This is a genomic window from Paracoccus sp. (in: a-proteobacteria) (genome assembly GCF_030538655.1).
Classification (GTDB): Bacteria; Pseudomonadota; Alphaproteobacteria; order Rhodobacterales; family Rhodobacteraceae; genus Paracoccus.
Genome location: NZ_JAUNTO010000037.1, coordinates 1 through 13,860, shown reverse-complemented (window position 1 = coordinate 13,860; position 13,860 = coordinate 1). Strand labels below are relative to the sequence as shown.

The 13,860-nt window shown below is 63.1% G+C and carries 16 protein-coding genes and 1 tRNA gene; 15 read left to right on the top strand and 2 right to left on the bottom strand.

Annotation, left to right across the window (positions count from 1 at the left end):
• The first annotated feature begins 270 nt into the window (after positions 1-270).
• Positions 271-1,257, top strand: coding sequence for a tRNA dihydrouridine(20/20a) synthase DusA (gene dusA, locus Q4G22_RS15260; protein ID WP_303386743.1), 987 nt, complete (start codon positions 271-273; stop codon positions 1,255-1,257).
• A 159-nt stretch (positions 1,258-1,416) separates the two neighbouring features.
• Positions 1,417-2,223 (top strand): sulfite exporter TauE/SafE family protein, encoded by an 807-nt coding sequence (locus Q4G22_RS15255; protein WP_303386742.1) that lies wholly within the window; start codon positions 1,417-1,419, stop codon positions 2,221-2,223.
• Here Q4G22_RS15255 and mazG read toward each other — a convergent pair.
• Positions 2,220-3,026, bottom strand: coding sequence for a nucleoside triphosphate pyrophosphohydrolase (gene mazG / locus Q4G22_RS15250; protein WP_303386741.1), 807 nt, complete (start codon positions 3,024-3,026; stop codon positions 2,220-2,222). The genes Q4G22_RS15255 and mazG overlap by 4 nt on opposite strands.
• A gap of 196 nt (positions 3,027-3,222) precedes the next feature.
• Between mazG and yajC the strand changes: the two genes are divergently transcribed.
• The 10 genes from yajC (at position 3,223) to Q4G22_RS15200 (ending at position 9,855) form a co-directional block, all read left to right on the top strand.
• Positions 3,223-3,555 (top strand): preprotein translocase subunit YajC, encoded by a 333-nt coding sequence (yajC, locus tag Q4G22_RS15245; RefSeq protein WP_303359881.1) that lies wholly within the window; start codon positions 3,223-3,225, stop codon positions 3,553-3,555.
• A gap of 24 nt (positions 3,556-3,579) precedes the next feature.
• Entirely contained in the window at positions 3,580-5,247 is a 1,668-nt protein-coding gene (gene secD / locus Q4G22_RS15240) for a protein translocase subunit SecD (protein WP_303386740.1), read from the top strand.
• 12 nt (positions 5,248-5,259) lie between these two features.
• Positions 5,260-6,234 carry a protein translocase subunit SecF gene (secF, locus tag Q4G22_RS15235; protein ID WP_303386739.1) on the top strand — a complete coding sequence of 325 codons (975 nt, stop codon included), beginning with the start codon at positions 5,260-5,262 and terminating at the stop codon, positions 6,232-6,234.
• Positions 6,234-6,587, top strand: coding sequence for an Mth938-like domain-containing protein (locus Q4G22_RS15230; protein WP_303386738.1), 354 nt, complete (start codon positions 6,234-6,236; stop codon positions 6,585-6,587). The genes secF and Q4G22_RS15230 overlap by 1 nt, the downstream gene beginning before the upstream one ends.
• On the top strand, positions 6,584-7,213 hold the full coding sequence (gene ccmA / locus Q4G22_RS15225) for a heme ABC exporter ATP-binding protein CcmA (protein WP_303386737.1): 630 nt from the start codon (positions 6,584-6,586) through the stop codon (positions 7,211-7,213). Before Q4G22_RS15230 ends, ccmA begins: the two co-directional genes overlap by 4 nt.
• Positions 7,214-7,301: 88 nt before the next feature.
• Complete coding sequence (gene ccmB, locus Q4G22_RS15220) at positions 7,302-7,958, top strand: heme exporter protein CcmB (RefSeq protein WP_303386736.1); 657 nt, start codon at positions 7,302-7,304, stop codon at positions 7,956-7,958.
• Positions 7,959-8,000: 42 nt separating this feature from the next.
• Positions 8,001-8,726 carry a heme ABC transporter permease gene (locus tag Q4G22_RS15215; RefSeq protein WP_303386735.1) on the top strand — a complete coding sequence of 242 codons (726 nt, stop codon included), beginning with the start codon at positions 8,001-8,003 and terminating at the stop codon, positions 8,724-8,726.
• Entirely contained in the window at positions 8,726-8,872 is a 147-nt protein-coding gene (ccmD, locus tag Q4G22_RS15210; protein ID WP_303386734.1) for a heme exporter protein CcmD, read from the top strand. The genes Q4G22_RS15215 and ccmD overlap by 1 nt, the downstream gene beginning before the upstream one ends.
• Positions 8,865-9,404: a DsbE family thiol:disulfide interchange protein gene (locus tag Q4G22_RS15205; RefSeq protein ID WP_303386733.1), complete on the top strand. Its 540-nt coding sequence runs from the start codon at positions 8,865-8,867 to the stop codon at positions 9,402-9,404. The genes ccmD and Q4G22_RS15205 overlap by 8 nt, the downstream gene beginning before the upstream one ends.
• Entirely contained in the window at positions 9,397-9,855 is a 459-nt protein-coding gene (locus Q4G22_RS15200) for a pyridoxamine 5'-phosphate oxidase family protein (protein ID WP_303386732.1), read from the top strand. Before Q4G22_RS15205 ends, Q4G22_RS15200 begins: the two co-directional genes overlap by 8 nt.
• On the opposite strand, the gene Q4G22_RS15195 is transcribed toward Q4G22_RS15200, so the two are convergent.
• On the bottom strand, positions 9,856-11,031 hold the full coding sequence (locus tag Q4G22_RS15195) for an NAD(P)/FAD-dependent oxidoreductase (protein ID WP_303386731.1): 1,176 nt from the start codon (positions 11,029-11,031) through the stop codon (positions 9,856-9,858). It lies immediately after the preceding gene.
• Between the two features lie 102 nt (positions 11,032-11,133).
• Between Q4G22_RS15195 and Q4G22_RS15190 the strand changes: the two genes are divergently transcribed.
• The 3 genes from Q4G22_RS15190 to Q4G22_RS15180 all read left to right on the top strand — a co-directional run bounded on the left by Q4G22_RS15190 (position 11,134) and on the right by Q4G22_RS15180 (position 13,818).
• Positions 11,134-11,208 (top strand) — tRNA-Gln (locus Q4G22_RS15190).
• A gap of 1,070 nt (positions 11,209-12,278) precedes the next feature.
• The gene (locus Q4G22_RS15185; protein ID WP_303386730.1) at positions 12,279-12,878 is read left to right on the top strand and encodes a tyrosine-type recombinase/integrase; all 600 of its coding nucleotides are present in this window, start codon (positions 12,279-12,281) and stop codon (positions 12,876-12,878) included.
• Positions 12,879-13,377: 499 nt separating this feature from the next.
• Positions 13,378-13,818, top strand: a complete 441-nt coding sequence (locus Q4G22_RS15180) for a hypothetical protein (RefSeq protein WP_303386729.1) — start codon at positions 13,378-13,380, stop codon at positions 13,816-13,818.
• The last annotated feature ends 42 nt before the right edge of the window (positions 13,819-13,860 follow it).

The following is a 13,860-nucleotide window of genomic DNA, read 5'->3' as shown; positions in this document are numbered from 1 at the left end:
GAGAGCCAGAAAGATTCACTGTTGATCCAACCCATCACATGCTGGGACTAAACAGTCAGGCCTCATCGTGGCGCAAGAATGTATCGTTTGCGTAGCGGCCCTTTTGTGTGATCTGGACCTGGCAGGTGCCGGATGGAAGGCGGGTGATGGATGCCATTTTCGTATGCTCTATATGTGCAATGAGTTGTTGTCGAAGGAAAAGTTCGGGGATGCCAAGGCGTAGTCCGGGGCAGGGGCAAGCTGTGTCAACGAATTGAAAGTAATGAAAAAATGAATGTAAATCAACCGCTGCCCCTTGCCATTGCACCGATGATGGACTGGACCGACCGGCTGTGCCGTGGCTTTCACCGGCTGATGTCGCGCCGGGTCTTGCTGTATACTGAAATGGTCACGGCCCCGGCGGTGATTCATGGTGATCGGGGGCGGCTCTTGGATTACGACGCCGCTGAACACCCTCTGGCGCTGCAACTGGGCGGATCAGACCCGGCGCAGCTGCGCGAGGCTGCGCGGATCGCGCAGGATTGGGGCTATGATGAAATTAACCTGAACGTCGGTTGCCCCAGCGACCGGGTGCAGTCGGGCTGTTTCGGCGCGGTGCTGATGAAAGACCCGGCGCTGGTGGCTGATTGCGTGGCGGCGATGCAGGCGGTCAGCCGGGCCGAAATCACCGTGAAATGCCGCATCGGTGTGGACGACCAGATTCCCGATGACGTGCTGCCCGCATTTCTGGAAACCATGCGGGCGGCGGGCGTGCGGCGGTTGACGATCCACGCCCGCAAAGCATGGTTGCAAGGGCTGTCGCCACGCGAAAACCGCGAGATCCCGCCGCTGGATTATCCGCTGGTTCATGCGATGAAGGCGGTATTTCCAGATCTGCATCTGTCGGTTAACGGCGGGATCAGCAGTCTGGATCAGGCGCGCGCTCATCTGGCGGTGATGGACGGGGTGATGATCGGGCGCGCGGCCTATCATCAGCCCTGGGATATTCTGGGCGCGGCGGATGCGCTGTGGGGCGACGCGCCGCCCTTTGCCCGCCCCGCGCAGGTGGCGCAGGCGATGCGGCCCCGGATTGCGGCGCATCTGACGGCGGGCGGGCGGCTGCATCAGATCACCCGGCACATGCTGGGCCTGTTCCACGGTCTGCCCGGCGCGCGCATCTGGAAGCGCACCCTGTCAGAAGGCGCGTCGAAAGGCGGGATCGAGGTCTATGACGCCGCGCTGGCCGCCGTCACGCTAACCGATGCGCCCACGCTGTAAAGCTGCCCCCGTGGTCTGCGGAAAACCGCCCTGTGCGTCCTGTTTGCACAAATCCGCAGCCTGGGGTGCAGCCGCTCACCCGGAACGGCAAGGCTCTGGCAAGGGCTGGCAAAGCCGTCCCTACGGGTCTAGGACAGCGCCAGCCTCAAGGAGACCGTAATGACCGACCTGATCCTGCCCGTTCTGACCCTGATCGTGACCGGCGCCTTTGCCGGCGTGCTGGCCGGATTGCTGGGTGTGGGTGGCGGTATCATTCTGGTGCCCGCCTATGTCTATATCTTCACCGAGGCGGGCTATGACGGGCCGCAACTGATGCAGATGTGCCTGGCGACCTCGCTGGCGACGATCATCGTTACGTCGATCCGCTCGGTGCTGGCGCATGATCGCAAGGGGGCGGTGGATTGGAGCGTGTTGAAGGGCTGGGCACCAGGCATTGTGATCGGCGCACTGGTCGGGGCGCTGACGGTATCGGCGCTGCGCACGCAAACACTGGTGCTGATCTTTGGGGTGCTGGTGTTCGTGATCGCGACCTATATGGCGGTGTCCAGGCCGGGGTGGCGGCTGGCCGCGCAGATGCCGGTCGGGGTGCCCCGCGCCGGATTCGGGTTGTTCACCGGCTTTGCATCGGTGCTGCTGGGGATCGGTGGCGGGTCGATCGGTGTGCCGCTGATGACCTTGCACGGGCGGGCGATCCATCAGGCGGTGGCAACGGCGGCGGGCTTTGGTGTGCTGATCGCGGTGCCCTCGGTGCTGTTGTTTCTGTTCATGCCGATAGATCATGCGCCACCGCTGACGCTGGGCTCGGTGAACCTGCTGGCCTTTGGCCTGACCATTGCCATGACGCTGATCACCGCGCCATGGGGGGCGGCACTGGCGCATCGCACCGACCCGGTGCGGCTGAAACGCTATTTTGCGTTCTTTCTGATGCTGGTGGCGCTGAACATGCTGCGCAAGGCGCTGATCTAGGCGCGCTCGGCTGCCTTGGCCGCGTTCCACAGCGCGTCCATTTCGGCCAGATCACTGTCCTGAGGGCGGCGCCCCTGTGCGGCAAGCGCCGATTCTATCGCGGCAAAGCGGCGGGTGAATTTGGCATTCGCTGCCCGCAGGGCCTGTTCGGGGTCAACCTCCAGATGCCGGGCCAGATTGGCCATCACGAATAGCAAATCGCCGAATTCCTCGGCCAGCGCGTCGGGGCCAAGGCTGTCGCGCGCCTCGACCAGCTCGGCGGTTTCTTCTGAAATCTTTTCCAGCACATCCGCCGCGCCGGGCCAGTCAAAGCCCACGCGCGCCGCGCGGTTTTGCAATTTCACCGCGCGGGTCAGGGCGGGCAGGCCCATGGCCACGCCGTCAAGCACCCCCTTGGCCGGGCCAGAGGCGCGTTCAGCAGCCTTGATGGTTTCCCAATCCTTGACCTGCTGGGCGGCGGATTTGTCGCGTGACTGATCGCCGTAAATATGCGGGTGCCGCGCGATCAGCTTGTCTGAAATGGCCCGTGCGCAATCGGCAAAGTCGAACATGTTCTGTTCTGCCGCCATCTGTGCGTGAAACACCACCTGCAACAGCAGATCGCCCAACTCGCCGGGCAGTTCGTCCCATGCCTGCCGGTCGATGGCGTCGGCGACCTCGTAGGCTTCTTCGATGGTATAGGGCGCGATCGAGGCGAAATCCTGTTCGATGTCCCAAGGGCAGCCTTGGTCGGGGTCGCGCAGATCGGCCATGATGCCGATCAGCCGCTGGATCTGGCGCTGTGCTTCGGTCTGTTCGGTCATCTGATGCCCCTTGTTGCCCGCCTGATGCCTGCCACAGCGCCCGCACCAAGTCCACCGGATGCGCGATCTGTCACGTCCGGGTGACAGACGCGGGGTTTCCTTGCCATTGCCGCGCGCCGCGTTTAGGGTCCGCGCGGATTCTGTTGGGGGCCGTGCCGTGCGGGCCGCGTCCCAAGCCACACCGAAAGGACCGTATATGTTCGTCACCCCCGCTTATGCTCAGGCCGCAGGTCAGGGCGGCGCCGGCGCTGCCTTCGCGCAGTTCATTCCGCTGATCCTGATTTTTGTCATCATGTATTTCCTGATGATCCGCCCCCAGCAAAAGCGGCTGCGCGAACATCGCGACATGGTGGCGACGCTGAAAAAAGGCGATCAGGTGGTGACTGCGGGCGGCCTGGTCGGCAAGGTTACATCCGTGCGCGACGACGAACTTGAGGTCGAGATCGCGACCGGCGTCAAGGTGCGCGTGGTGCGCTCGACGATTTCTCAGGTCGTGAACCGGACTGCTCCGGTCGCTGCCAACAGCTGATTCAGGTAAGGGGCACCGCCCGTCATGCTTCAGATCGACCGCTGGAAGCGCATCGTCATTTTTGGCATTTGCGCGCTTGGGTTTCTCTTTGCCGCGCCGAACCTGTTTTACAGCCGGGTCGAGGCGCGCAACGACGCCGCTGTGGCGATTGAACGGGCCGGGGGCGCCTCGACACCCGAAGAACAGGCCGCGCTGGCGGGCTGGCCCCGCTGGTTGCCGCGCGGGCTGGTCAGCCTTGGGCTGGACCTGCGCGGCGGGGCGCATCTGCTGGGCGAGGTTCACACCGACGAGGTGTATAAGTCGCGCATGGATTCGCTGTGGCCGGAACTGCGGCGTGTCCTGACCGAACAGCGGGCCACCATCGGCGGCATCCGCCGCGTGCCCGCGCCCGATGGCATTCTGCGTGTCGAGGTTGAAAATGCGGCACAGATTCAGGCGGCAGTCGCGGCGGCGCGGACGCTGGCCAACCCCGTCGCCTCGCTGACCGGGGCAGGGCAGACCGATCTGGCGATCACGGCGCAGGGCAATGTCCTGACCGTGCAGCTGTCCGATGCCGAAAAGCGGCTGACCGACGACCGCACCATCCAGCAAAGCCTTGAGATCGTGCGCCGCCGTGTGGACGAGGTGGGTACCCGCGAACCCACCATCACCCGGCAGGGCGAAAACCGCATCGTGATTCAGGTGCCGGGCATCGGATCTGCCGAGGAACTCAAGGCACTGATCGGGACCACGGCCAAGCTGACCTTCAACCCGGTGATCGGCACCGGCGTTGATCCTGCTGCCCGCCCCGGTCCGGGCAATATGATCGCACCGGATGCGGAAAATCCGAACTTTTTCTATATGCTGGAAGAAACACCTGTCGTAACGGGTGAGCAGTTGACCGACGCCATGCCGGGCACTGACCAGAACGGCGCGCCTTCGGTCGATTTCCGGTTCAACCCGCAGGGCGCGCGGGCCTTTGGCTCTTATACGGCGGCCAATGTCGGCCAGCCCTTCGCCATTGTGCTGGACGGTCAGGTGATTTCCGCGCCGGTGATCCGGCAGGCGATTACTGGCGGTTCGGGGCAGATTTCCGGCAGCATGAACTATGACGAGGCCAACCGCCTTGCCGTGCTGCTGCGTGCCGGTGCGCTGCCCGCGCAGATGACCTTTCTGGAAGAACGCACCATCGGCCCCGAACTGGGCCGCGACAGTATCGAGGCCGGGCGCCTTGGTGCCATCGTCGGCACCGTCGGCGTGATCGCCTATGTGATTGCCAGCTATGGCCTGTTCGGGGTGTTCGCCTCGGTCGCGCTGGTCGTGAACGTGGTGATGATCCTGGCGGTGATGTCGCTGATGGGGGCCACGCTGACCATGCCGGGGATCGCCGGGATCGTGCTGACCGTGGGTATGGCCGTTGATGCCAACGTCATCATCTTTGAACGTATCCGCGAAGAGTTACGCGCCGGAAAACGGGTCGCCAGTGCGATCAGCAACGGTTTCAGCGAGGCGATGAGCGCGATCATCGACGCCAACGTCACGACGTTCATTGCCGGTATGGTGATGTTTTTCCTGGGGTCCGGTCCGGTCAAGGGCTTTGCCGTGACGCTGACCATCGGGCTTGCCACCTCGGTCTTTACGGCGATCTTCCTGACGCGCCTGCTGATCGTGATCTGGCTGGAACGCCGCCGTCCCAAAGAACTGATCCTGTAAGGGGAAACACTGATGGCCTTTCGTCTCAAGATTGTCCCCGAAGTCACGCATATCAACTTTTTCCGTTGGCAGTGGCTGACCTTTGGTCTGTCTGCCGTGCTGATGGTTGCCTCGGTGATCGTGACGCTGACCATGGGGCTGAACTTTGGCATCGACTTTCGCGGCGGCACCACGATCCGCGCCGAAAGCAACACCGCCTTTGATATAGGGGAATACCGGCAGGCGCTCAGCGGGCTGGATCTGGGCGATGTCGCCATCACCGAGGTGTTCGATCCCACCTTTGGCCCCGACCGCCATGTGGCGCAGATCCGCATCGGCACCACGAACGAGACCGGATCGGTCACACCCGAGGAACTGAATACCATCGAGGCCACCCTGAAAGAGGTGGACCCGGATGTGCGCTTTACCGCCGTGGAATCGGTCGGTCCCAAAGTCTCGGATGAGCTGATCATGACCGCCTTCAAGGCAGTGGGCGCGGCGACTATCGGTATCCTGATCTATATCTGGATGCGCTTTGAATGGCAGTTCGCCATCGGCGCTGTGGTGGCGCTGGTCCATGACGTGCTGTTGACGGTGGGGCTGTTTTCGCTGTTCCAGATCAGGTTCGATCTGACAACCATCGCCGCGCTGCTGACGATCCTGGGCTATTCGGTGAACGATACTGTGGTGGTGTTCGATCGGCTGCGGGAAAACCTGATTAAATACAAAACCACGCCGCTGATCGACCTGATGAACCTGACGGTGAACGAAACCCTGTCGCGCACGGTGATGACGGCTGTGACAACCGCAATCGCGCTGATCGCGCTGATCGTGCTGGGGGGCGACGTGATCCGTGGCTTTGTCTTCGCGATGCTGTGGGGGGTGACGGTAGGGTGCTATTCCACCATCTATGTCGCCAAGAACATTGTGCTGTGGACCGGCGTCAAGCGTGACTGGTCGAAAAAGCCGGTCGAGGATGGCGCGGCCAAATTCAGGGACGCGCCCTGATGCAGATCCAGCCCACCGACTATCAGGGAACCGTTCCGGTCGAAGGCTATGGGCCGGGGTTCTTTCGTGTCGATGGGCAGGTGCTGAACGGGCCGGTTCTGGTGACAGGCGGCGGCGTGCAGCCGTGGGGCGGACTGGATGACGACGCGCCGCTGACGGGGCTGGCGGGACAGGTGGATGTGCTGTTTCTGGGCATCGGTGCGCAGATCGCCGCCGCGCCGCGTGATCTGGTGCAACGATTGGAGGCGGCGGGCGTCATGGTCGAAACGATGATCACGCCATCGGCCGCCCGCACCTATAACGTCACTCTGTCCGAGGGTCGCCGTGTCGCCTGCGCGCTGATCCCGGTATGAGCGTGCTGCGCGTCACCGGCCTGACCGTCGCCCGTGGCGGGATGCGCGCGGTCGAAGGCGTCAACTTTGCCCTGTCAGCGGGCGAGGCGCTGATCCTGCGCGGCCCGAACGGCATCGGCAAAACCACGCTGCTGCGGACGGTTGCCGGGTTGCAGCCCCCGGTCGAAGGCACGATCGAGATGCCGCCCGACGCCGTGGCCTATGCCGCGCATTCCGACGGGCTGAAATCAATGCTGACGGTCCACGAGAACCTGTCTTTCTGGGCGCGGACATTCGGGTCCGGCTATACCGACGATGCTGTGGCGGCGATGAACCTGTCCGGGCTGACTGACCGTCCGGCAGGCAGCCTGTCGGCCGGGCAAAAACGGCGGCTGGGGCTGGCGCGGCTGATCGTGACCGGCCGCCCGCTATGGGTTCTGGATGAACCGACCGTATCGCTGGATGCCGATTCGGTGGCGCTGTTTGCCAATGCTGTGCGCCGCCATCTGGGGCAGGGCGGGGCGGCGCTGATGGCGACCCATATCGACCTTGGCCTGCCCGATGCCCGCGTGCTGGACCTTGGCCCGTTCCGCGCCCGCCCCGGTCGCACCGCCGCGCCCGCCGGCTTTAACGAGGCGTTTGCGTGATGGCCGCTTTCATGCGTATTTATGCAAACAGCAAGCGCCTGCCGTTTCCTGTTTGTCCAAATCCGCATTTGACCTTGCAGGCAGCGCCATGATCGCCCTTTTACGTCGCGACCTTATTCTTGCGACGCGGGCTGGCGGCGGTTTCGGTCTTGGGCTGGCCTTCTTTCTGATCCTTTGCACGCTGGTTCCTTTTGGTGTCGGACCGCAGGGCGGCACCTTGTCGCTGATTGCGCCAGGCATTCTGTGGGTCGGTGCGCTGCTGGCCTGCCTGCTGTCGCTGGACCGTATCTTTGCGCTGGATCACGAAGACGGCAGCCTTGATCTTCTGGCCACCGCGCCGATCCCGCTGGAAGGAGTCGTGGCCATCAAGGCTTTGGCGCATTGGCTGACCACCGGCCTGCCGCTGGTGCTGGCTGCGCCGCTGTTCGGGGTGCTGCTGCATCTGCCCGCGCAGGCGGTGGTGCCACTGGTGATTTCGATGCTGGTCGGCACCCCGGCCCTGTCGATGCTGGGGGCGTTCGGGGCGGCGGTGACGGTGGGCCTGCGGCGCGGCGGCTTGCTGTTGTCACTGCTGGTCCTGCCGCTGTATATCCCGACGCTGATCTTTGGTGCCGAGGTGATCCGGCGCGGGGCCGAAGGCGGGCTGATCGCCACGCCGCTGGCGTTTCTGGGTGGCATCACCGCCGCCAGCCTGGCGCTGATACCTTTCGCCGCAGCCGCCGCGCTGCGGGTCAATCTGAAGTGAGCGAGGCTTGAGCTGCCCCGGTCCGCACGGTAGGGAATTGACATGTCGATCTGGGAATACGCCAACCCCGTCAAGTTCATGCGCACATCCGATGTGGTGCTGCCATGGGTTGCCCTCGCTGCCGCCGTTTCGGTGGCTGGCGGGCTGATCTGGGGCTTTCTGACGCCCGAGGATTACAAGCAAGGCTCGACCGTCAAGATCATCTTTCTGCATGTCCCCGCAGCCATGATGGCGATCAATATCTGGGTGATGATGCTGGTCGCCTCGCTGATCTGGATTATCCGCCGCCATCACGTCAGCGCGCTGGCTGCCAAGGCTGCCGCCCCCATCGGCGCGGTGATGACGCTGATCGCGCTGGCCACCGGGGCGATCTGGGGCCAGCCGATGTGGGGGACATGGTGGGAATGGGACCCGCGCCTGACCTCGTTCCTGATCCTGTTCCTGTTCTATGTCGGCTATATGGCGCTGTGGTCCGCCGTCGAAGACCCCGACAGCGCCGCCGATCTGACCGGGGTTCTGTGCCTTGTCGGTTCGGTCTTTGCGCTGTTGTCGCGCTATGCCGTGAACTTCTGGAACCAGGGGCTGCATCAGGGGGCCAGCCTGTCGGTCGCCCCCGGTGAGCGGATGAGCGCGGTTTACCGCTACCCCTTGTATCTGACCATGCTGGGCTTTTTCCTGCTGTTCGTCACCCTGTTGCTGATCCGCACCCGAACCGAGATTCGCCGCCGCCGTCTGGCGGCCCTGCAAGCGCGGGAGGCGCGTTATTGATGATTGAACTGGGCAAATATGCCACCACCGTGCTGGCCGCTTATGGTGTGTCCGTCGCGCTGTTGATCGGGATCGTGTGGCAGACGGTTGCCGCCAATGCCCGCGCCCGTGCGGCACTGGATGCGCAGGAGAACCGCAATGGCTAAGGTTTCGCCGATGATGCTGTTGCCGCCCGCGATCTTTGCCGGGCTGGCGGCCTTGTTTCTGTGGGGGATGGGCCGTGATGATCCCAATGCGCTGCCGTCCACCTTTATCGGCCAGCCCGCGCCTGAGGTGCCGCAGACGACTTTGCCCGGCAAGGTGCAACTGACGGATGAGATGCTGCGCCAACCCGGTGTCAAGCTGGTGAATTTCTGGGCCAGCTGGTGCCCGCCGTGCCGTGCCGAACACCCGACGCTGACCGAACTGGCCAAGACCATCCCCGTCTATGGCATCGACCTGAAAGACCCTCAGGCGAACGCTCTGCGTTTTCTGGAACAGGACGGCGATCCGTTCCACGCCTTGGCGACCGACCCGAACGGGCGCGGGGCCATCGAATGGGGCGTCACCGCCCCGCCCGAGACCTTTATTCTGGATGGCGAAGGCCGGGTGCTGTATCGCCACGCCGGCCCGCTGATCCGCGACGATTATACCCAGCGTTTCCTGCCGCAACTGGAACGGGCGCTGGCGGATGAATGACGCCCCGGATCGGCTGATCCTGTGCTGGCTGGCGACCGTGGATGGTCGCGGCAGGCCGAATGTCTCGCCCAAGGAAATTCACGCCCGGCTGGACCCGAACCTGTATGTCATCGCCGACATCGCCTCGGCCCGCAGCGTCCGCAATATCCGGGAAAACCCGGCGGTCTGCGTCAGCATGATCGACATCTTTCGTCAGCGCGGGCAAAAGCTGGAGGGAGCCGTGACCATCATCCCTGCCAGCGACCCTGATTTTCCCACCATGGCCGCGCCGCTGGAGGAAATGACCGGCGGACTGTTCCCGATCCGGCATGTGATCTGCGTGCAGATCGCGCGCGTCTCGCCGATCCTGGCGCCCAGCTATTCTTTTTTCCCGAACCGCAGTGAGGCTGATCTGATACGCGACGCGCATCGGAGCTATGGCGTGCGCCCGCTGCCCGATGCGGATTTGTGATTACAAAGCTTGTCCGCAGGCATGGCCCGAGGCCCAGGCCCACTGAAAATTATACCCGCCCAGCCAGCCGGTGACATCCACCGCCTCGCCGATGAAAAACAGCCCCGGCACGGCGCGGGCCTGCATGGTTTTCGCATCCAGATCGCGGGTGTCGATGCCGCCAAGGGTGACTTCGGCGGTGCGATAGCCCTCGGTCCCGACCGGCGTGATCTGCCAGCGGTGGATGCGCGCGGCCAGACGGTCCAGCGCGGTGTTCGGCTGATCGGCCAGACGGGCGGCGGCAAGGCCGGTGTCGGTTGCGATAGCCTGTGCCAGCCGTTCGGGCAGGTGGCGGGCCAGCGCCGTCGCCACCTGCATCCGGCCCGCCCGCCCGCGCTGATCGCGCAGCGCGGCGGCGATGTCATGGCCGGGGGACAGGTCGATGGTCAGGCTTTCCCCCGGCTGCCAATAGTTCGAGATTTGCAGGATCAGCGGCCCCGACAGCCCGCGATGCGTGAACAGCAGCGCATCCCGAAACGCCCCCTTGCCGTGGCGAATCGCCGCCTCGGTTGCGACCCCGGCCAAGGGCCGGCAGGCGTCCAGATCCTGCTGGGCAAAGGTCAGCGGCACCAGCCCGGCGCGCGTTTCCGTCACGCGCAACCCGAACTGCCGCGCCAGATCATAGGCCAGCCCGGTCGCGCCCATCTTGGGGATGGATTTGCCGCCCGTGGCGACGACCAGCCGCGCGGCAGTGGCCGTGCCGCGCGTGGTCTGGATGCGGAACCCGTCCGTTCCGTGGTTGACCGGGCCGATGCCGGTATCCAGCCATAGCTCGACCCCGCTCGCGCGGTGCAGCAGCATATCGGTGATCTGAGTCGCCTTGCCGTCGCAGAAAAGCTGTCCCTGCGTCTTTTCGTGCCAGCCGATCCCGGCGCGGTTCACCAGTGCGACAAATTCCTGCGGGCGAAACCCGGCCAGTGCCGAGGCGCAGAATCGCCGGTTTTCCGACAAAAACCTGTCATGCACAGTGGCAAGATTGGTGAAATTGCACCGCCCCCCGCCCGAGATGCGAATCTTTTCCCCCGGCGCGCGTGCATGGTCGATCACCAGCACCCGCAACCCGCGTTGCACCGCCGTTCCGGCGCAAAACAGCCCTGCGGCCCCCGCGCCCAGTATCGCTACATCCCAATCAGCCATGCCCGCGCATAGCCCTTGCACGATGTGGCAGCAAGCCTGTCAAATTCGTCCTATTTTGGGCTTGCACCCCCCGATCACCCCCGCTAAAAGCGCCTCCACTGCTGGGGCGTGGCCAAGTGGTAAGGCATCGGTTTTTGGTACCGTGTACCGTAGGTTCGAATCCTACCGCCCCAGCCAAGTATTTCTTTTCAATGAGATAGCCGGACAAACCCGGACCTATGACCGCATGTCCTAAGATGGACATCGTGGACTCCTACCTCATCCGGCGGAATCGCGTCTATTCGTGGCGGCGAACCGTTTCCGGCACCCTCATCCAAATCAGCCTCTCAACCGCCGACCGGGCCGAGGCCTTTGCCCTTTCCGCCGCCGCGACGGCCGCGAGCGTTCAGGCGTTTGAGGCCGTCAGGGCCGGGCTTGCGGACATCCCCGCCGCCCGTCAGGCTATCCGGCGAGTCATCAGGACAGAGAACGCCCGGCGGGCGCTGCGGCGAGGAGGGACAATGTTTTACTACTGGTATCGGCCCCGGACGCCGAAAGAACTGGTAAATAACGGGCTTACGGACGAACAGGCACGGGCATGGTATGCGGAAGCCCCCCGCCCCCCGCCCCCCGGACGCCGACCTTCCCGGCTTCGGGTGGACGCCCGACGACATCGCGGACCTTGCTCGCTTGATGAACCCGACTACCCGGCCCCCGGCCGCTGTGGCTGCCCCGACCTCGGCGACCGTGGTGACCCCGGCCCCGAAGGCTGCGGCGACCGCAATCGCCGCCCCCGCGATTACCGTCAACATCATCAACGCGGGACGCCCACGCCGCCCCGTGTCCCGTGTGCCGAGGCCCTCCCCTCTCTACCCACGGACCGGCCCCGAGGCCCCTGAAACGGCTCCAGAGGCGCCCCCCGTGGCCCGCAAGCGTAAGCGGGGCGGGACTCTCATCGCGGACATCGCGGAGACCGGAATCGACAAGGACAGGAAACGCGGACGCATCAACGAGGAATCCGCCGCCGACCTCATCTGGACCGTTTCCCTGTTTTCGGAAATCACGGGCATCGAAACGATTGAGGACATCACGCAAGCCGGGCTTGCGTTGTTCATCGACACTCTTGAACACATCCCGCCGAACTATCGCAAAAGGGAAGCGGACCGGCGGAAACGGATTCAGGACATCATCCGCGAGGCGAGAAGGCCGGGATTCCGGTTGGCCTTTCGCCCGCGACCGTCAACAAGAACCTCAGGAACATCGGGAAGGTGCTGCGGTATGCGAGGGCTGCGGGCATCCCCGTTGATTCCGCGATTGATACCGGCCTGCTGCGGATTACCGATAAAGAGGCCGCAAAGGACAAGCGGGACGCCTTCACCCCGGATGACATCGCCGCCCTTTTTTGGACCTCTTACCTGAACGCGGACGGGGATCGGGGGCCGCTCTGGTGGATTGCTCATCTGGCGGCATACACCGGGGCGAGACGTGAAGAACTGGCGGGCCTTGATTGCGGCGACATCGAGCGCCGCGACGGCATCGCGGGCATCGTCATCCACAACAACGAACATAGGGGCATCAAGACGGGACAAAGTGCGAGGTTCATCCCCTTCCATCCTCATCTAATCGAAATGGGGCTTGTGGACTACGCGGCCGAGCGGCGGGCGGGCATCCTGTTCCCGCTCAAACGGAAAAGCCGACTATCAACGCTTGGCGACTCAATCGACTACCGCTGGCGGAAGGCCATGCGGGAAGCGGGAATCCCGGCGGACGGCAAAAAGACTTTCCACAGCTTCCGGTATTACGCCGTTCAAACGCTCATTGATAAGGAGGTTACGCATTCTCTCTATGTGCACGTATTGCCGAAATGAGTTGGAATCCTCTGTTCCATGTGTTTCAAAGCCTTGTTTTGTTTTTACTTCAGTATCTTAGATTGGAATGCAGGACTTTTCGTCTGTGCTATCGTCTGTTCCAGTGTTCCAGGCGGATATGGTGACGGCGGGGGGGGGAGAAACGCACGGATATTATGTGTCTTTTTCTAATTTCGAAAAAATGTCATGTTTTTTTATAAACCTATTCCTGGGATCTATTTCCCTTTTGGGCCGAAAAACGGCTCTGCTCCGTCCCTACGAGCACAAGCCCCCGGGTTGATCCCCGGGGGTGCCTCAGGGCCAGGGCCAGGGAAAATAAATTTATGAACGGAATACTAATATAAGCATCCAAGACATCAAACTGCCGGCACTGACCCGCCGCCCGGCAAATCTGTCGAAGATTGTCGAAAAGACAATTCGCTATGCGGCTGTCGGAATTAAATCCGAACAGGTGGCAGCCGCAATCCTCGGTGCGGAAAAAACGGATGCGATCGCGTAGTTGGAAGTAAAGAAATTCGATCTGTCGCATATCTACTATGTCGTTGCCACTGCTGAGCGTGAGGCCGAAGCGGCTGCGATGCTGGTTGACTTTGATATCATTGAAAATGACGAGGTTGCTGACGGGATCGATCCAATCGGAGTAGCAGCAGCCATATTACGCGAACGCTACGTCTATGCCGCGTTTCGTGATGAAGTCTATAACCGCCGCGCCCAACCGTGGATCTCAATGCGAGCAATGGACGGCCTCGAAACCCACGCTATGCCCCTTGATGACAACGACAAGCCAACCGCAATCGTTCCGAGCAAGCTCTTTGCTCGCGATGGTCGTGCGGCGCGGGTGTATAACGAGCGCTATGCCCCAGGATGCGACGACGAGATTGTCCAGCATGGAAGCGTGAGCTGGCTCAATACTTGGCGCCGTAGGTCCAGGACCCATTGATTATAACCTTGTTCGATGATTCAGGAGGTGCCAGGAGGCCCT